Consider the following 16,195-nt stretch of genomic DNA (forward strand, 5'->3'; position numbering starts at 1 on the left):
AAGCTGGGGTGGGCTGTGACAGTCAAGGTGACGGTGGTTGTCCCGACATACAACTCGGGGAGCCACATCGAGCCGCTGGTCCGTTCGATGCTGGACCAGACGCTGTCGGCCGACGAGTTCGAGGTGCTGTTCGTCGACGACGGCTCCACCGACGACACCCCGGCCCGGCTGGCGCGACTCGCCGCCGAGCACGCCCATTTCCGTACCACCTCCATCCCCAACTCGGGCTGGCCGGGCAGGCCGCGCAACATCGGGGTCGAGCAGGCGCGCGGCGAGTACGTGCAGTTCGTGGACCACGACGACCTGATGGCCCCCGAGGCGCTGGAGCGCCTGCACGCGATGGCGGTCCGCAACGGCTCGGACATCGTCATCGGCAAGGTGGCCAGCAACTTCACCAGCCGGGGCGTGCCGTACGGCCTGATGAGCACGACCCGTGAGAAGTGCACCGTGCGCACGGCCTCGCTGATCGACAGCCTCACCCCGCACAAGATGTTCCGCACCGCGTTCCTGCGCGAGCACGGCATCGTGCACCCCGAGGGCCCGTGGATCCTGGAGGACCAGCTCTTCCTGGTCCGTTCGTACCTCAAGGCCGAGGTCGTCTCGGTGCTGGGCGACTACGTCTGCTACACGTACTGGGCGCGCGACGACGCGGCGAACGCCGGTACCCGGGCGATGGACCCGCGCCGGTACTACGCCAACCTCCGCGAGATCATGGCCACGGTGGCCGACGGCACCGAGCCCGGCCCGGACCGCGACCGGCTGCTGCGGCGCTTCTACCGGGGCGAGATGCTCGGCCGCCTGGGCGTTCCGGCGCGCGGGGCGGTCATCGACCCGCACTTCGACGCCGACCCCTTCGAGGCGGTGCGCGAGCTGGCCGACACCTTCGTCACCGACGGGATGCACGCCTCGCTCGCCGCCAACCAGCGGGTCCGCTCGGACCTGCTGCGGGCGAACCGGCCCGCCGAGCTGACCGAGTACACCCGCCGCCAGACCGATCTGACCGCGCTCACCACGGTCGGGGAGGCCCACTGGGACCGCGACCGGCTGAAGGTCTCCTTCACCGCCCGCTTCGCCGAGCGGGAGGACGGCCCGGGGCTGCTGCTGGCCCGCCGGGGCGACCGGTACGTCCTCGCGCCCTCCCTCACCGACGGGGTTCTGGACGAGCCGGTCGACGTGACCGACGAGCTGAAGTCGTTCCGGGTGGACGTCCTGCTCCGGCACGCCGACACCGCCCACCTGTGGCCCGCCCTCGCCACCGTCCGGCTCGCCCTGGAGGAGGAGACGGACGCGGACGGCACCGTGCTGGTGCGGCCCGTGCTGAACGGCACCGCCTCGCTCGACCCGGTGCGCGGCGCGGGCGGCAGCCCGCTCGCCCCCGGCACCTGGGACGTGCGGATCCGGGTGATGGGCGCCGGGTTCGACCGTACGGTGCCGCTCGGCAACGCCGGTGCCGAGGCGTCCGCGCTGCCCGCCGGGGAGGTCCTGGCCGGGCACCGCGCCGGGCCCGCGGTCGTCGCCGACGCCATGGGCACCGGTACCGGGCTCGCCCTCACGGTCGTCCCCACCACGGACGCCCCGCGTCCCCGCGGGCCGAAGGTCAGCGTCGTCGTGCCGACCGCCGGGGCCACCGCGGAGGCGCTGCGCGAGACGTTCGCCTCGCTGGACGCGCAGAGCCTCCCGCAGGAGGAGTTCGAGACGGTCCGTGTCGGGGACGGGGAGGGCGAGGTACGCCCGGAGGCCGGTACCGAGCCCCGCAACGCCGGGATCGACGCCGCGCGCGGCGACTACGTCCTCTTCGTGGAGCCGGGCGACCGCCTCGCCCCCCGGGCGCTGGAGCTGATGTACGCGTACGGCATGGCCAACGACACCGACATCGTGGTCGGGAAGCTCGCGGGCAAGGACCGCTCCCTGCCCAAGGAGCTGTTCGTCCGCGACCGGCCGCGCGCCACCCTCGCCAAGGACCCGCTGGCCGACAGCCTCACGGTCAACAAGCTGTACGACCGCGCGTTCCTGCTCCGGCACGCCCTGCGGTTCTCCGCCGAGGACCTGCCGCTGGCGGACCAGGCCTTCGCCGCGGAGGCGTATCTGCGGGCCGTGCACGCCTCGGTGCTGGGCTCCTACGTCTGCTACCACTACGGCCCGAAGCGGAACACCCCGGCGCCGTCGCCCGCGGACTTCTACGCGGCGGTCGCCGGGCTGATGAAGACCACCGACAGCGTCTCCGAGCCGGGCCCGGCCCGCGACCGGCTGCACCGCCGCTGGCTGCGCGTCGAGGTGCTGGACCGGATCAGCGGCAAGGCGTTCCTGGAGATGGAGGAGGAGGACCGGATCTCCCTGGTGCGCGACATCCGCGCCGCCCTCGCGGGAGTCGCGTCGGCCGGCGCGGTCGCCGGGCTCCCCCTGGCCCGGCGGGTCGCCGTCGGCCTGATCGAGGACGACCGGCCCGAGGACGTGGTCCGGCTCGCCCGCTGGGACCGCTCCCTCGCCTGCGAACCCTCGCTGACCGGTTTCGAGCGGCGGGAGGACGGGGTCTTCCGCCTTTCGTTCACCGGCACCCCGCGTGCGGCCGACGGCCCGGTGGGCGTGGTCACCGACGAGGAGGGGCGGCACACCCTGGCCCCGGCCGGACTGCCGCAGACCGTGCTGGACCGGTTCGCCGGGGAGTCGCTGACGGGCGGCGCGGTGCCGGAGAAGGCCACCGCCGTGCTGGTGCTGCGGGAGCGCGAGACCGGTGCCGAGTACCGCCTGGCCACCGAGTCCGAGGTGCGCCGCACCCTGGACGGCGGCCTGACGGTCGCCGGGACGGCCGAGCTGGACCCGTCCTCGGCGGCCGGCGGCGCCGCGCTCGACGACGGCCCCTGGGATCTGTACGTCCGGCTCACCGCGCTCGGCTGGACGAAGACCGCCCGGCTGGGCCGGACCCGCACGGCCGAGGTCGCCGAGGAGCTCACCGCCGCCCCGCACCCGGCCGACCCGGCCCGCACCATCACCCCGTACTGGACCAGGCCGCACCGCGACCTCTCGCTCCGGGTGGAGACCCCGGAGCCCGCACCGGCCCCGCCCAAGCAGGGGCTGCTGCGCCGGGTGGCCAGGGCCCTCAAGGGCAAGTAGCCACCCGGGCGCACGGCCTGACGTGGACTCGGCGGGAGCGGCTCAGCAGCAGCCGAAGCCGTCCGGGTCCACGCTGCCGTCGGGCAACGACCGCACGTTACGGGCCTCCTGGGCACGGGCCGCCAGCAACTCGTCGGCCGGGTAGGCCACTTCCTCCAGGGTGAGGCCGTGCGGCTTCACCACGTGGACGCCGGGGTCCCGCACCTTCGCCGCCAGCACCTCGGCGGGCCAGGGTGCGGGTCGCCGGCCGTCGCCCACGAACAGGGCGGCGCCGATCAGCGCGCGCACCATGTTGTGGCAGAAGGCGTCGGCCTGGACGGTCGCCGTCAGGACACCCGACTCCTCGTCACGTACCCAACTCAGCTTCTGCAGCGTACGGATGGTCGTCGCACCCTCGCGCTTCTTGCAGTACGCCGCGAAGTCGTGCTCACCGACCATGGGCGCCGCCGCCTCGTTCATCGCGTCGAGATCCAACGGCCGGTCGTGCCACAGCACGTGACCGCGCGTCAGCGGGTCGACCCCGCCGGGGCGGTCGGCGACCCGGTAGGCGTACCGCCGGTGCATCGCGGAGAAGCGGGCGTTGAACCCCGCCGGGGCCTCGCCCGCCCGCCAGATCCGCACGTCCAGCGGCAGCCGCCCCGCCATGCGGCGCAGCAGCTTCTCCCGGTGCTCCTCCCACACCTCGGCCGGCAGATCGACGTGCGCGACCTGCCCCCGGGCGTGCACCCCGGCGTCCGTACGCCCCGCCACCGTCAGGTCGTACGTGCGCGAGGAGCGGGTCACCGTGCGCAGCGCGTCCTCGATCTCCCCCTGCACCGTCCGCCGGGAGGTCTGCTTCGCCCAGCCGGAGAAGTCCTTGCCGTCGTAGGACAGGTCCAGCCGTACGCGTACGGAACCGGGCTCTGGCTCGTCGCTCACCCGTGCGTCCTCTCAATCCCAGAAATCGCAGAAATCCCAGAAGTCGCGGAACCCGCGAGGAACGCGGGGACCGCAGAAACGGAACGGGCCCGCACCGCCCCGAAGGGTGATGCGGGCCCGAACAGTGGTCTCAGAACGCTCAGGCGTCCTTGGACTCCGTGTCGGCCTCGGCCGGCTTGGCGTCCTCGACGGACTCGGCCTTGGCCGCGTCCTCCTTGACCGCACGCTTGGTGGCGGCCTCGGCCTCACCGGTGGCCTGCTGGGCCACGGTCAGGGCCTCGACGAGCTCGATGACCGCCATCGGGGCGTTGTCGCCACGACGGTTGCCGATCTTGGTGATACGGGTGTAACCACCGGGGCGGTTCTCGTACCGGGGGGCGATCTCGGTGAAGAGCGTGTGGACGATGCTCTTGTCCGTGATCGTCTGGAGCACCAGGCGACGGTTGTGGATGTCGCCCTTCTTCGCCTTCGTGACGAGACGCTCGGCGACGGGGCGCAGACGACGGGCCTTGGCCTCGGTCGTCGTGATGCGGCCGTGCTCGAACAGCGACTTCGCGAGGTTCGCGAGCAGCAGACGCTCGTGCGCGGCGCTGCCGCCCAGACGTGCACCCTTGGCGGGACGCGGCATGGTGTTTCTCCTTGTGTGCTGCACCGGCCGTATCAGGTACCGGTGTCAGTTCCCGTGAAGCGGTCGCTCCGCGGAAGTCGGTGGTTCGAGGACCGGGGGGGTCCTCACGGAAGGGCCGGCACCGAGGCGCCGGCCCGACCGGGGGCGTTCTAGTACTGCTCGGTCTCGACGAAGCCCGCGTCCGCGTCGTCGTCGGCGCCGAAGGCGTCGGCGGCGGCGGTCGGGTCGAATCCGGGCGGGCTGTCCTTGAGGGCCAGGCCCATGCCGGCCAGCTTCGCCTTGACCTCGTCGATCGACTTCGCACCGAAGTTGCGGATGTCGAGCAGGTCGGCCTCGGAACGCGCCACGAGCTCACCCACGGAGTGGATGCCCTCGCGCTTGAGGCAGTTGTACGAGCGGACCGTGAGCTCCAGCTCCTCGATCGGCAGCGCCAGGTCGGCCGCGAGCGCGGCGTCCGTCGGCGACGGGCCCATGTCGATGCCCTCGGCGTCGATGTTGAGCTCGCGCGCCAGGCCGAACAGCTCGACCAGGGTCTTACCGGCCGACGCCATGGCGTCACGGGGACGCATGGCCTGCTTGGTCTCGACGTCGACGATCAGCTTGTCGAAGTCGGTGCGCTGCTCGACACGGGTCGCCTCGACCTTGTACGTGACCTTGAGCACCGGCGAGTAGATGGAGTCGACCGGGATGCGGCCGATCTCCTGGCCCGCCTGCTTGTTCTGGACGGCGGAGACGTAGCCGCGACCGCGCTCGACGGTCAGCTCCATCTCCAGCTTGCCCTTGCCGTTCAGCGTGGCGAGGACGAGGTCGGGGTTGTGGACCTCGACGCCGGCCGGCGGCGCGATGTCGGCAGCGGTGACCAGGCCGGGACCCTGCTTGCGCAGGTACATCACGACCGGCTCGTCGTGCTCCGAGGAGACGACCAGCTGCTTGATGTTGAGGATGAGGTCGGTCACGTCCTCCTTGACGCCCGGCACGGTGGTGAACTCGTGCAGGACACCGTCGATCCGGATGCTGGTGACAGCGGCACCGGGGATCGAGGAGAGGAGGGTACGGCGCAGGGAGTTGCCGAGGGTGTAACCGAAACCGGGCTCGAGCGGCTCGATGACGAACCGGGAGCGGAACTCGTCGACGACCTCTTCGGTCAGCGACGGGCGCTGAGCGATCAGCATGCTGATTCCTTCAGTCGTGGGCACCCACTATTTGATGCCCGACAGATACAACAAGGGTACGGGCGGTACGCCCCCGAAGGGAGGTACCGCCCGGTCCCACAGGTGTGCGTGAACACAGACGGCCGTCACCGGCCGTCATGCGTCAGACGCGGCGACGCTTCGGCGGACGGCAGCCGTTGTGCGGCGTCGGGGTGACGTCCTGGATCGAACCGACCTCGAGGCCCGTGGCCTGCAGGGAGCGGATCGCGGTCTCGCGGCCGGAGCCCGGACCCTTGACGAAGACGTCGACCTTGCGCATGCCGTGCTCCTGCGCGCGGCGGGCGGCCGACTCGGCGGCCATCTGCGCGGCGAAGGGGGTGGACTTGCGCGAGCCCTTGAAGCCGACGTGGCCGGCGGAGGCCCAGGAGATCACGTTGCCCGAGGGGTCCGTGATCGAGACGATGGTGTTGTTGAACGTGCTCTTGATGTGCGCGTGGCCGTGAGCGACGTTCTTCTTTTCCTTGCGACGCACCTTCTTGGCTGCGCCCTGACGACCCTTGGGGGGCATGTCTTACTCCAGATGGAGAGGGGAGGTGATCGGTCCTACAGCGAAGACCGCTGGTTGCTGCTCGGCCGGATGTCCGGACCGCGCAGTGCGTCCGCTGAGGACTACTTCTTGCCCGGCTTCTTCTTACCGGCGATGGCGCGACGCGGGCCCTTGCGGGTACGCGCGTTCGTGCTGGTGCGCTGACCGTGCACCGGCAGGCCACGACGGTGGCGAATGCCCTGGTAGCAGCCGATCTCGATCTTGCGGCGGATGTCGCCCTGGATCTCGCGGCGGAGGTCACCCTCGGTGCGCAGGTTGGCGTCGACGAACTCGCGGATCTTGACGAGGTCCTCTTCGGCCAGGTCACGAACGCGGGTGTTCGGGTTCACGCCGGTCGCGGCGAGGATCTCCTTGGACCGGGTGCGCCCGATGCCGAAGACGTAGGTGAGGGCAACCTCCACGCGCTTTTCGCGCGGGATGTCAACACCTGAAACGCGTGCCATTCAATGGCTCCAGTTGTTAAGTCGGGGGTCTTCCACAGTGCCGCTCCCGATCGCCGACCGTCGATGAGAGACGGTGGTACGCCCGGGTCCCCGGCCCCCGCCGGAGGTGTCGTCAGCCGTGGCTTGGACGGGCACTGCGTATGTACGTATTACGTGCGTCGCGCGAAGAACTGCGAGATGCAGGGGGTCGTGCGTCAGCCCTGGCGCTGCTTGTGGCGCAGGTTGTCGCAGATGACCATGACCCGGCCGTGACGGCGGATCACCTTGCACTTGTCGCAGATCTTCTTGACGCTCGGCTTGACCTTCATGGGATGTCAGGTTCTCCGGGTCAGTGCCATCACCACGCCGAAGCGGGGCAGGGGCAAGATCTACTTGTACCGGTAGACGATCCGGCCACGCGTCAGGTCGTACGGAGAGAGCTCCACCACGACCCGGTCATCGGGGAGGATACGGATGTAGTGCATCCGCATCTTGCCGCTGATGTGCGCGAGGACCTTGTGACCGTTCTGGAGCTCCACCCGGAACATGGCGTTCGGGAGGGACTCGATCACGGTGCCCTCGATTTCGATGGCACCTTGCTTCTTGGCCACGCTTCGCCTTTCGAATCGGCTACCTTGATCGACTCCCGCTCTGCCCTGCGACCACCAAGTGGACACACGGATGCACGAGAGCCGACGAGTCAGTCTACGTCAGCGGACCCCAAAAGACGAATCCGTCAAGTTTGCCCACCGGCCGTGATCCTTATGCCCGAACGGGCGGCGGGATCGTCCGGCGCCGGGAAACGCGCCCGGGCCGGAGCGTAGGAGGCTCAGGCCAGCGGGTCCGGGGCGGCCTCGACGCCGTACTGCGCCAGCTTCTCCCGGCCGCCGTCCGGGGCGGTCAGCACCAGCGGGCCCTGCTCGGTCAGCGCGATGGAGTGCTCCCAGTGCGAGGACCAGCTGCCGTCGGTGGTCAGCACGGTCCAGTCGTCGCTGAGCACCTTCGTCTGCGCGGTGCCGAGCGAGACCATCGGCTCGATCGCGAGGCAGACGCCCGGGACCAGCTTGATGCCCTTGCCGCGCTTGCGGGAGACGTAGTTCAGCAGGTGCGGGTCCATGTGCATCTCGGTGCCGATGCCGTGGCCGCCGTAGTCCTCGATGATCCCGTACTTGCCGGTGGCCGGGCGGGGCTGGCGGCGGATGTAGCCCTCGATGGCCTTGGAGATGTCGACGAGCCGGTTGTTCACCTTCATCGCGGCGATACCGGCCCACATCGACTCCTCGGTGACCCGGGAGAGCTCGATCAGCTCCGGAGCGTGCCCGCCGCCCACGAAGGCCGTGTACGCGGCGTCGCCGTGCCAGCCGTCCACGATCGCGCCGCAGTCGATGGAGATGATGTCGCCGTCCTTGAGGACGGTCTTCTCGTCCGGGATGCCGTGGACGACGACCTCGTTCACCGAGGTGCAGATGGTCGCGGGGAATCCGCCGTACCCGAGGAAGTTCGACTTCGCCCCGTGGTCGGCGATCACCTTGCGTGCGACCTGGTCCAGGTCGTGGGTGGAGGCGCCCGGAACGGCGGCCTCGCGGGTGGCGGCGTGAATGGCGGCGACCACGAGGCCCGCCTCACGCATCTTGGCGATCTGCTCCGGGGTCTTGATCTGCACCATTGCTGGGCGCCTCTCTGCGTCTGCTTCTGGGGGACGGGGCCGTCCCGGGGGACGGGGGCTCGGCCGTCCATCCACGATACGGCGACAAACAGCCGGCCGCGGCGCCCTGGGGCACCGCGGCCGGCTGTGGAAGTTACTGCGTGGGTGGTGCTCAGCCCTCGTCGGACTTGAGCGCCGCCATGGCCCGCTCGGTCACCTCGGTGACCTTGCCGAGGGCGGGGATGGTCACGACCAGCCCCTGCTCACGGTAGTAGTCGATGATCGGCTCGGTCTGCGAGTGGTAGACCTCGAGACGCGTGCGGACCGTCTCCTCGCTGTCGTCGTCCCGCTGGTACAGCTCGCCGCCGCAGGCGTCGCAGACGCCCTCGGTCTTCGGCTGGTTGTACGCGACGTGGAAGACGTGCGAGCTGTCGTTGCGGCAGATGCGGCGACCCGCGATCCGCTTCACGACCTCGTCCTCGGGGACCTCAAGGTCGAGTACCGCGTCGAGGGACAGGCCCTCGCTCTTGAGCATCTCGTCCAGCGCCTCGGCCTGGCCGACGTTGCGCGGGAAGCCATCGAGGAGGAAGCCGCCCACCGCGTCCGCCTGGGACATGCGGTCCTTGGCCATCGCGATGGTCACCTCGTCCGGCACCAGCTGGCCCTTGTCCATGTAGGACCGGGCCTGCTTGCCAAGGTCGGTGCCCTGGCTGATGTTGGCGCGGAAGAGGTCGCCCGTGGAGATGTGCGGAATCGACAGGTTCTTGGCAAGGTACGCGGCCTGCGTTCCCTTGCCGGCACCAGGAGGCCCGACGAGGACGATTCGCATCAGCGGAGGAACCCTTCGTAATTGCGCTGCTGGAGCTGACTCTCGATCTGCTTCACGGTTTCCAGACCCACACCCACGATGATGAGGATGCTCGTCCCGCCGAACGGGAAGTTCTGGTTCGCACCGCCGAAGCCTGCCAACGCCATCGTCGGCACCAGAGCGATCAGGCCCAGGTACAGCGAGCCCGGCCAAGTGATCCTGTTGAGCACGTAGCTCAGATACTCGGCTGTAGGTCGACCTGCCCGGATACCCGGGATGAACCCACCATACTTCTTCATGTTGTCGGCTACTTCTTCGGGGTTGAACGAGATCGCCACGTAGAAGAACGCGAAGAAGACGATCAGGAGGAAGTAGGACGCGATGTAGTACGGGTGGTCGCCCTTGACGAAGTGGTCCTTGATCCAGTTCGCCCAGCCCGCGTTGGAGTTGGAGAACTGGACGATCAGGGCCGGGATGTAGAGCAGCGACGAGGCGAAGATGACGGGGATGACGCCCGCCTGGTTCACCTTGAGCGGGATGTACGTGGAAGTACCGCCGTAGGAACGGCGCCCGATCATGCGCTTCGCGTACTGCACCGGGATGCGGCGCTGGGCCTGCTCGACGAAGACGACGAGGCCGACCATCACGAAGCCGATCAGGATGACCGTGCCGAACTCGATCCAGCCGTCGGCGAGCTTGCCGCTCTCCTTGATGGCCCACAGGGCGCTCGGGAAGCTGGCGGCGATCGAGATGAACATCAGGATCGACATGCCGTTGCCGATGCCGCGGTCGGTGATGAGCTCACCGAGCCACATGACGGCGGCGGTGCCGGCCGTCATCGTGATGACCATGACGATCGTGGTGAAGATCGACTGGTTGGGGACGATCTGGTCGCCCACCGAGCAGCTGCTGAAGAGCGCGCCGCTGCGGGCGGTGGCCACCAGGCCGGTGCCCTGGAGGATGGCCAGCGCGACCGTGAGGTAACGCGTGTACTGGGTGATCTTGGTCTGCCCGGACTGCCCCTCCTTCTTGAGGGCCTCCAGTCGGGGGATGACCACGGTCAGCAGCTGAAGAATGATGCTGGCCGTGATGTACGGCATGATGCCGAGCGCGAAGATCGTGATCTGCAGCAGTGCACCACCGCTGAACATGTTCACCAGACCGAAGAGGCTGTTGTTGCCCTTGCTGGCCTGGTCAACACAGGTCTGGACGTTCTCGTAACTCACTCCCGGTACGGGGATGTGGGCCCCGAGCCGATAGAGAACGATGATGCCGAGCGTGAAGAGCAGCTTCTTGCGCAGGTCGGGCGTCTTGAACGCCCGGGCGAACGCGGTGAGCACGGTGCCTCCTGCGACCCCCGCGCTATGCGTAGAGGTGACGGTCTTGAGGTTCGACGGATACAAAAAAGTCAAAGTGTCCCAGGGCGAGTGCCCGAGGGGATAGCACACACAACGAACGCCACCTTACCGGCGACCATGCCCCCCTAGGAACGACCAACCGGGGATGCCTCTTGAAGAGACATCCCCGGTCGGGTGTTCAGTACATCGAGTTGTCCGAGTTGTCTCAGACGAGCTCGGTGACGGTGCCGCCGGCGGCGGCAATCTTCTCCTTGGCGGAGCCGGAGACGGCGTCAACCGAAACCTGCAGCGCCACGGAGATCTCGCCCTGTCCGAGGACCTTGACGAGGTGGTTGTTGCGCACGGCACCCTTGGCGACCAGGTCGGCCACCGTGACCTCTCCACCCTCGGGGTAGAGCGTCGCGAGCTTGTCCAGGTTCACGACCTGGTACTCCGTGCGGAACGGGTTCTTGAAGCCCTTCAGCTTCGGCAGGCGCATGTGGAGGGGCATCTGGCCACCCTCGAAGCGCTGCGGAACCTGGTAACGAGCCTTCGTTCCCTTGGTACCACGACCTGCGGTCTTACCCTTGGACGCCTCACCACGACCCACACGGGTCTTGGCGGTCTTGGCGCCCGGGGCAGGCCGGAGGTTGTGGGCCTTCAGCGGGCTGTTCTCCGCCATGTCAGTCAACCTCCTCAACCGTCACGAGGTGGCGGACGGTGTGCACCATTCCGCGGAACTCGGGGCGGTCCTCCTTGACAACCGAGTCGTTCAGGCGCTTGAGCCCGAGCGAACGCAGGGTGTCGCGGTGGTTCTGCTTGCTGCCGATGTACGACTTCGTCTGCGTGATCTTGAGGCTGGCCATTACGCACCAGCCCCGGCACGCGCACGAAGCAGAGCCGCGGGAGCGACGTCCTCGAGGGGCAGACCGCGGCGGGCCGCGATCTCCTCGGGACGCTGCAGGCCCTTGAGGGCCGCCACGGTCGCGTGCACGATGTTGATCGCGTTCGAAGAACCGAGCGACTTCGACAGGATGTCGTGAACGCCGGCGCACTCCAGAACGGCGCGCACCGGGCCACCGGCGATAACACCGGTACCGGGGGAAGCCGGCTTCAGCAGCACGACGCCCGCGGCACGCTCACCCGTGATCGGGTGAGGGATGGTGCCCTGGATACGCGGGACCTTGAAGAAGCTCTTCTTGGCCTCTTCGACGCCCTTGGCGATGGCCGCGGGAACTTCCTTGGCCTTGCCGTAACCGACACCCACGGTGCCGTCACCATCGCCCACCACGACCAGCGCGGTGAAGCTGAAGCGACGACCACCCTTCACAACCTTGGCGACGCGGTTGATCGCGACAACGCGCTCAACGTACGCGGTCTTCTCGGCGGCGCTGGGGCCACCGTCACGGCCCTTCCGGTCCCGCCGCTCGCCGCCACCGGCACCGCTTCCGCGGCGCTGGGGTCCAGCCATTGGAATTACCTCTCTCTGTTACGTCCGCTGTGCGTAGGAACCGGGGCTTAGAACTTCAGCCCGGCTTCACGGGCGGCGTCAGCCAGAGCGGCAATCCGCCCGGCGTACTGGTTACCACCGCGGTCAAACACGACGGCCTCGACGCCTGCAGCCTTGGCGCGCTCGGCGACCAGGGCGCCGACCTGCTGGGCCTGAGCGCTCTTGTCACCCTCGCCACCACGGATGGAGACGTCCAGGGTCGACGCCGACGCGAGCGTGTGGCCCGCGATGTCGTCGATGACCTGGGCCACGATGTGACGGTTGGAACGCGTCACGACGAGGCGGGGACGCTCCGGCGAACCGGAGACGTGCTTGCGGACGCGGATGTGGCGCCGCTTGCGGGCAGCGCGCTTGTACGCGTCGCCCTTGGCGATCTTCACGCCGTATGCCATGGCTACTTACCAGCCTTTCCGACCTTGCGGCGGATGACCTCGCCCGCGTACTTGACGCCCTTGGCCTTGTACGGGTCGGGCTTCCGCAGCTTGCGGATGTTGGCGGCCACCTCGCCGACCTTCTGCTTGTCGATACCCTCGACGCTGAGCTTCGTGGGCGACTCGACCTTGAAGGTGATGCCCTCCGGAGCCTCGATGAGGATCGGGTGGCTGTAGCCCAGGGCGAACTCCAGGTTGGAGCCCTTCGCCTGGACGCGGTAACCGACACCGCTGATTTCGAGCGCCTTGCTGTATCCCTGGGTCACGCCGGTGATCATGTTCGCCACCAGCGTGCGGGACAGGCCGTGAAGGGCCTTGTTCTGACGCTCGTCGTTCGGGCGGACGACGTTCAGAACGCCGTCCTCACCCTTGGTGACCTCGATCGGCGCGGCAACGGTGTGCGTGAGGGAACCCTTGGGGCCCTTCACCGCGACCGTGCGGCCATCGATGGTGACGTCCACACCGGCGGGAACCTGAATGGGGAGCTTGCCGATTCGCGACATGAGCTATTCCTCCGATTCCCGACTACCAGACGTAGGCGAGGACTTCCCCACCTACGCCCTTCTTGCTGGCCTGCTGGCCGGTCAGGAGACCGTGGGACGTGGAGATGATCGCCACGCCCAGGCCGCCGAGGACCTTCGGCAGGTTGGTGGACTTTGCGTATACACGCAGACCCGGCTTCGAGATTCGCTTGATGCCGGCGATCGAGCGCTCGCGGTTCGGACCGAACTTCAGGTCGAGCACGAGGTTCTTGCCGACCTCGGCGTCCTCGACCTTCCAGCCGGTGATGAAGCCCTCCTGCTGGAGGATCTCCGCGATGTGCGACTTGATCTTGCTGTGCGGCATCACGACGGAGTCGTGGTACGCCGAGTTCGCGTTACGCAGACGCGTGAGCATGTCTGCGATCGGATCAGTCATGGTCATGAGTTGGCCTTCGGCCTCTCTCGCCGGGGTTTCCTGTATGCGCCATCCCTCTCCCCGCTCAGTGGCGGGACGGGTGCGGTGCGGGGACCTACGGCGTAGTAAGTCGGTCTTGGACGGCAGGCGCCCAACCCTTCAAGCCTACGGCATGAAAGGACGGGCTCCTGCCGACCAGATGCTTACCGAGAGTCTCAAGGTTTTCCCAACGCCCAGGGGGCGAGGGGAAGTTACCAGGAGCTCTTGGTCACGCCCGGCAGCTCGCCACGGTGAGCCATCTCACGAAGGCACACGCGGCACAGGCCGAACTTGCGGTAGACGGAGTGGGGCCGGCCGCAGCGCTGGCAGCGGGTGTACCCGCGGACGCCGAACTTCGGCTTACGGGCGGCCTTAGCGATCAGGGACTTCTTCGCCACGGTCAGTTCTCCTTGAACGGGAAGCCGAGGTGACGAAGGAGGGCACGACCCTCGTCGTCGTTGGTCGCCGTGGTGACCACGGTGATGTCCATGCCCCGGACCCGGTCGATCTTGTCCTGGTCGATCTCGTGGAACATGACCTGCTCCGTGAGACCGAAGGTGTAGTTACCACGGCCGTCGAACTGCTTCGGCGACAGGCCACGGAAGTCACGGATACGCGGCAGCGCGAGCGACAGCGTACGGTCCAGGAACTCCCACATCCGGTCACCGCGGAGGGTGACGTGGCAGCCGATCGGCTGGCCCTCGCGCAGCTTGAACTGCGCGATGGACTTGCGGGCCTTGGTAACGGCGGGCTTCTGGCCGGTGATCGTGGTGAGGTCGCGCACGGCGCCGTCGATCAGCTTGGAGTCGCGGGCGGCGTCGCCCACACCCATGTTGACCACGATCTTGACCAGGCCGGGAACCTGCATGACGTTCTCGTACGAGAACTCCTCACGCAGCTTGCCGGCGATTTCCTCGCGGTAGCGCGTCTTGAGACGCGGCGCAGTGGTGGCAGTCATCAGATGTCCTCACCAGTCCGCTTGGCAACGCGGATCTTGTTGCCCTCGTCGTCAAAGCGGTAGCCGACGCGGGTGACGACCTTGTTGCCGTCCTTCTCCACAACCAGCTGAACGTTGCTGACGTGAATCGGGGCCTCGGTGGTGACGATGCCGCCGGTCTGCGAACCGCGAGCCGTCTGACCGGCCTTGGTGTGCTTCTTGACCCGGTTGACACCCTCGACGAGGACGCGGTCCTGAGCGGGGTAGGCCACGATGACCTTGCCCTGCTTGCCCTTGTCCTTACCGGTGATGACCTGAACCAGGTCGCCCTTCTTGATCTTCATGCTTACAGCACCTCCGGCGCGAGCGAGATGATCTTCATGAACTTCTTCTCGCGCAGCTCCCGGCCCACCGGGCCGAAGATGCGGGTGCCGCGGGGGTCGCCGTCGTTCTTCAGAATGACGGCGGCGTTCTCGTCGAAGCGGATGTACGAGCCATCCTGACGACGACGCTCCTTGACGGTGCGAACGATGACGGCCTTGACGACGTCACCCTTCTTCACGTTGCCACCGGGGATCGCGTCCTTGACGGTGGCGACGATGACGTCACCGATGCCCGCGTAGCGGCGACCCGAACCACCGAGAACACGGATGGTGAGGATTTCCTTCGCACCCGTGTTGTCGGCGACGCGAAGTCGCGACTCCTGCTGGATCACGTCTATCTCCTGATCGTCTGCCGGTTCCCGGCGGGGGCCGCCCCGTCTCCGGAACGGACCCCACCGAGCCTGGCGGAACCTGCCTGAGGGGAATCCCCCTCAGGAATTACTTGGCCTTCTCGAGGATCTCGACGATGCGCCACCGCTTCGAGGCGGACAGCGGACGCGTCTCCATGATGAGGACGCGGTCGCCGACGCCGGCGGTGTTCTGCTCGTCGTGAGCCTTGAGCTTGTTCGTACGGCGGATGACCTTGCCGTACAGAGCGTGCTTCACGCGGTCCTCGACAGCGACGACGACGGTCTTGTCCATCTTGTCACTGACGACCAGACCCTCGCGGGTCTTGCGGAAACCGCGGTCGGTGTTCGTCTCAGCAGTCACAGTCTTCTCGCTCATCAGACGCTCTCCACCGTCTCGATGCCCAGCTCGCGCTCGCGCATCAGGGTGTAGATCCGGGCGATGTCCTTACGGACGGACTTGAGCCGACCGTGGTTCTCGAGCTGTCCCGTCGCCGCCTGGAAGCGGAGGTTGAACAGCTCTTCCTTGGCCTCGCGGAGCTTGTTGAGGAGCTCCTCATTGCCCAGCTCGCGCAGCTCGGACGCCTTGGTACCGGCCGACATCACGACTCACCTGCCTCGCGCCGAACGATCCGGCACTTCATCGGAAGCTTGTGAGCAGCGCGGGTAAGCGCCTCACGAGCAATCTTCTCGTTCGGGTAGGACAGCTCGAACATCACCCGACCCGGCTTGACGTTCGCGATCCACCACTCGGGAGAACCCTTACCGGAACCCATGCGGGTCTCGGCCGGCTTCTTCGTCAGGGGACGGTCCGGGTAGATGTTGATCCAGACCTTGCCGCCACGCTTGATGTGACGGGTCATCGCGATACGAGCGGACTCGATCTGACGGTTCGTCACGTACGCCGGGGTCAGCGCCTGGATGCCGTACTCGCCGAACGCAACCTGCGTGCCACCCTTGGACATACCGCTGCGCTTCGGGTGGTGCTGCTTGCGGTGCTTGACCCTACGGGGGATCAGCATTT

24 protein-coding genes are annotated in these 16,195 nt (G+C 67.8%); 1 reads left to right on the forward strand and 23 read right to left on the reverse strand.

Annotated features, from left to right (window positions below):
- Positions 1–33 precede the first annotated feature (33 nt).
- On the forward strand, positions 34–3,111 hold the full coding sequence (locus tag ACFWEE_RS09850; RefSeq protein WP_386888005.1) for a glycosyltransferase family 2 protein: 3,078 nt from the start codon (positions 34–36) through the stop codon (positions 3,109–3,111).
- A gap of 42 nt (positions 3,112–3,153) precedes the next feature.
- Here ACFWEE_RS09850 and truA read toward each other — a convergent pair whose 3' ends face one another.
- The 23 genes from truA to rplP form a co-directional block, all read right to left on the reverse strand.
- Entirely contained in the window at positions 3,154–4,029 is an 876-nt protein-coding gene (truA, locus tag ACFWEE_RS09855; RefSeq protein ID WP_386888007.1) for a tRNA pseudouridine(38-40) synthase TruA, read from the reverse strand.
- Positions 4,030–4,168: 139 nt separating this feature from the next.
- Positions 4,169–4,657: a 50S ribosomal protein L17 gene (gene rplQ / locus ACFWEE_RS09860; protein WP_386888009.1), complete on the reverse strand. Its 489-nt coding sequence runs from the start codon at positions 4,655–4,657 to the stop codon at positions 4,169–4,171.
- A 149-nt stretch (positions 4,658–4,806) separates the two neighbouring features.
- Positions 4,807–5,829 carry a DNA-directed RNA polymerase subunit alpha gene (locus ACFWEE_RS09865; protein WP_024755423.1) on the reverse strand — a complete coding sequence of 341 codons (1,023 nt, stop codon included), beginning with the start codon at positions 5,827–5,829 and terminating at the stop codon, positions 4,807–4,809.
- 142 nt (positions 5,830–5,971) lie between these two features.
- Complete coding sequence (rpsK, locus tag ACFWEE_RS09870) at positions 5,972–6,376, reverse strand: 30S ribosomal protein S11 (RefSeq protein WP_003956432.1); 405 nt, start codon at positions 6,374–6,376, stop codon at positions 5,972–5,974.
- A 101-nt stretch (positions 6,377–6,477) separates the two neighbouring features.
- Positions 6,478–6,858: a 30S ribosomal protein S13 gene (gene rpsM / locus ACFWEE_RS09875; RefSeq protein WP_266705192.1), complete on the reverse strand. Its 381-nt coding sequence runs from the start codon at positions 6,856–6,858 to the stop codon at positions 6,478–6,480.
- 194 nt (positions 6,859–7,052) lie between these two features.
- On the reverse strand, positions 7,053–7,166 hold the full coding sequence (rpmJ, locus tag ACFWEE_RS09880; RefSeq protein WP_003956441.1) for a 50S ribosomal protein L36: 114 nt from the start codon (positions 7,164–7,166) through the stop codon (positions 7,053–7,055).
- Positions 7,167–7,226: 60 nt separating this feature from the next.
- Entirely contained in the window at positions 7,227–7,448 is a 222-nt protein-coding gene (gene infA, locus ACFWEE_RS09885; RefSeq protein ID WP_014047798.1) for a translation initiation factor IF-1, read from the reverse strand.
- A gap of 218 nt (positions 7,449–7,666) precedes the next feature.
- A complete protein-coding gene (map, locus tag ACFWEE_RS09890) occupies positions 7,667–8,503 on the reverse strand; it encodes a type I methionyl aminopeptidase (RefSeq protein WP_386888012.1) in 837 nt (278 codons plus the stop codon).
- Positions 8,504–8,654: 151 nt separating this feature from the next.
- Positions 8,655–9,311 (reverse strand): adenylate kinase, encoded by a 657-nt coding sequence (locus ACFWEE_RS09895; protein WP_386888014.1) that lies wholly within the window; start codon positions 9,309–9,311, stop codon positions 8,655–8,657.
- Entirely contained in the window at positions 9,311–10,630 is a 1,320-nt protein-coding gene (secY, locus tag ACFWEE_RS09900) for a preprotein translocase subunit SecY (protein ID WP_386888015.1), read from the reverse strand. The genes ACFWEE_RS09895 and secY overlap by 1 nt, the downstream gene beginning before the upstream one ends.
- Positions 10,631–10,853: 223 nt before the next feature.
- Positions 10,854–11,309, reverse strand: a complete 456-nt coding sequence (rplO, locus tag ACFWEE_RS09905; protein ID WP_266705201.1) for a 50S ribosomal protein L15 — start codon at positions 11,307–11,309, stop codon at positions 10,854–10,856.
- A gap of 1 nt (position 11,310) precedes the next feature.
- Positions 11,311–11,493 (reverse strand): 50S ribosomal protein L30, encoded by a 183-nt coding sequence (gene rpmD / locus ACFWEE_RS09910; RefSeq protein ID WP_386888016.1) that lies wholly within the window; start codon positions 11,491–11,493, stop codon positions 11,311–11,313.
- Complete coding sequence (gene rpsE, locus ACFWEE_RS09915) at positions 11,493–12,098, reverse strand: 30S ribosomal protein S5 (protein WP_386888018.1); 606 nt, start codon at positions 12,096–12,098, stop codon at positions 11,493–11,495. The genes rpmD and rpsE overlap by 1 nt, the downstream gene beginning before the upstream one ends.
- A gap of 47 nt (positions 12,099–12,145) precedes the next feature.
- On the reverse strand, positions 12,146–12,529 hold the full coding sequence (gene rplR / locus ACFWEE_RS09920) for a 50S ribosomal protein L18 (protein ID WP_266705209.1): 384 nt from the start codon (positions 12,527–12,529) through the stop codon (positions 12,146–12,148).
- A 2-nt stretch (positions 12,530–12,531) separates the two neighbouring features.
- Positions 12,532–13,071 carry a 50S ribosomal protein L6 gene (gene rplF / locus ACFWEE_RS09925; RefSeq protein ID WP_327176185.1) on the reverse strand — a complete coding sequence of 180 codons (540 nt, stop codon included), beginning with the start codon at positions 13,069–13,071 and terminating at the stop codon, positions 12,532–12,534.
- 22 nt (positions 13,072–13,093) lie between these two features.
- Positions 13,094–13,492 (reverse strand): 30S ribosomal protein S8, encoded by a 399-nt coding sequence (gene rpsH, locus ACFWEE_RS09930; RefSeq protein ID WP_266705211.1) that lies wholly within the window; start codon positions 13,490–13,492, stop codon positions 13,094–13,096.
- Between the two features lie 224 nt (positions 13,493–13,716).
- Entirely contained in the window at positions 13,717–13,902 is a 186-nt protein-coding gene (locus ACFWEE_RS09935; protein ID WP_024491590.1) for a type Z 30S ribosomal protein S14, read from the reverse strand.
- 2 nt (positions 13,903–13,904) lie between these two features.
- The gene (gene rplE, locus ACFWEE_RS09940) at positions 13,905–14,462 is read right to left on the reverse strand and encodes a 50S ribosomal protein L5 (RefSeq protein WP_006126888.1); all 558 of its coding nucleotides are present in this window, start codon (positions 14,460–14,462) and stop codon (positions 13,905–13,907) included.
- Entirely contained in the window at positions 14,462–14,785 is a 324-nt protein-coding gene (gene rplX / locus ACFWEE_RS09945) for a 50S ribosomal protein L24 (protein WP_003966949.1), read from the reverse strand. Before rplX ends, rplE begins: the two co-directional genes overlap by 1 nt.
- Positions 14,786–14,787: 2 nt before the next feature.
- Positions 14,788–15,156 carry a 50S ribosomal protein L14 gene (gene rplN / locus ACFWEE_RS09950; RefSeq protein WP_003966950.1) on the reverse strand — a complete coding sequence of 123 codons (369 nt, stop codon included), beginning with the start codon at positions 15,154–15,156 and terminating at the stop codon, positions 14,788–14,790.
- 106 nt (positions 15,157–15,262) lie between these two features.
- Positions 15,263–15,550, reverse strand: a complete 288-nt coding sequence (gene rpsQ / locus ACFWEE_RS09955) for a 30S ribosomal protein S17 (protein WP_386888020.1) — start codon at positions 15,548–15,550, stop codon at positions 15,263–15,265.
- Positions 15,550–15,774, reverse strand: coding sequence for a 50S ribosomal protein L29 (gene rpmC / locus ACFWEE_RS09960; protein WP_014047786.1), 225 nt, complete (start codon positions 15,772–15,774; stop codon positions 15,550–15,552). The genes rpsQ and rpmC overlap by 1 nt, the downstream gene beginning before the upstream one ends.
- Positions 15,774–16,193 carry a 50S ribosomal protein L16 gene (gene rplP / locus ACFWEE_RS09965; protein ID WP_003966953.1) on the reverse strand — a complete coding sequence of 140 codons (420 nt, stop codon included), beginning with the start codon at positions 16,191–16,193 and terminating at the stop codon, positions 15,774–15,776. Before rplP ends, rpmC begins: the two co-directional genes overlap by 1 nt.
- Positions 16,194–16,195 lie beyond the last annotated feature (2 nt).

This window comes from Streptomyces sp. NPDC060184, from assembly GCF_042728795.1.
In the GTDB taxonomy this organism is placed as follows: Bacteria; Actinomycetota; Actinomycetes; order Streptomycetales; family Streptomycetaceae; genus Streptomyces.

Excerpts from the sequence above, each read along its gene's own strand:
- rplX (WP_003966949.1), bottom strand. The coding sequence starts at position 14,785 with ATGAAGATCAAGAAGGGCGACCTGGTTCAGGTCATCACCGGTAAGGAC.
- rpmD (WP_386888016.1), bottom strand. The coding sequence starts at position 11,493 with ATGGCCAGCCTCAAGATCACGCAGACGAAGTCGTACATCGGCAGCAAG.
- rplF (WP_327176185.1), bottom strand. The coding sequence starts at position 13,071 with ATGTCGCGAATCGGCAAGCTCCCCATTCAGGTTCCCGCCGGTGTGGAC.
- ACFWEE_RS09865 (WP_024755423.1), bottom strand. The coding sequence starts at position 5,829 with ATGCTGATCGCTCAGCGCCCGTCGCTGACCGAAGAGGTCGTCGACGAG.
- rplQ (WP_386888009.1), bottom strand. The coding sequence starts at position 4,657 with ATGCCGCGTCCCGCCAAGGGTGCACGTCTGGGCGGCAGCGCCGCGCAC.
- rplE (WP_006126888.1), bottom strand. The coding sequence starts at position 14,462 with ATGACTGCCACCACTGCGCCGCGTCTCAAGACGCGCTACCGCGAGGAA.
- rplR (WP_266705209.1), bottom strand. The coding sequence starts at position 12,529 with ATGGCATACGGCGTGAAGATCGCCAAGGGCGACGCGTACAAGCGCGCT.
- rpsH (WP_266705211.1), bottom strand. The coding sequence starts at position 13,492 with ATGACCATGACTGATCCGATCGCAGACATGCTCACGCGTCTGCGTAAC.
- rpmJ (WP_003956441.1), bottom strand. The coding sequence starts at position 7,166 with ATGAAGGTCAAGCCGAGCGTCAAGAAGATCTGCGACAAGTGCAAGGTG.
- ACFWEE_RS09895 (WP_386888014.1), bottom strand. The coding sequence starts at position 9,311 with ATGCGAATCGTCCTCGTCGGGCCTCCTGGTGCCGGCAAGGGAACGCAG.
- rplO (WP_266705201.1), bottom strand. The coding sequence starts at position 11,309 with ATGGCGGAGAACAGCCCGCTGAAGGCCCACAACCTCCGGCCTGCCCCG.
- rpsM (WP_266705192.1), bottom strand. The coding sequence starts at position 6,858 with ATGGCACGCGTTTCAGGTGTTGACATCCCGCGCGAAAAGCGCGTGGAG.
- rplP (WP_003966953.1), bottom strand. The coding sequence starts at position 16,193 with ATGCTGATCCCCCGTAGGGTCAAGCACCGCAAGCAGCACCACCCGAAG.
- rpsQ (WP_386888020.1), bottom strand. The coding sequence starts at position 15,550 with ATGAGCGAGAAGACTGTGACTGCTGAGACGAACACCGACCGCGGTTTC.
- rpsK (WP_003956432.1), bottom strand. The coding sequence starts at position 6,376 with ATGCCCCCCAAGGGTCGTCAGGGCGCAGCCAAGAAGGTGCGTCGCAAG.
- rpsE (WP_386888018.1), bottom strand. The coding sequence starts at position 12,098 with ATGGCTGGACCCCAGCGCCGCGGAAGCGGTGCCGGTGGCGGCGAGCGG.
- rpmC (WP_014047786.1), bottom strand. The coding sequence starts at position 15,774 with ATGTCGGCCGGTACCAAGGCGTCCGAGCTGCGCGAGCTGGGCAATGAG.
- map (WP_386888012.1), bottom strand. The coding sequence starts at position 8,503 with ATGGTGCAGATCAAGACCCCGGAGCAGATCGCCAAGATGCGTGAGGCG.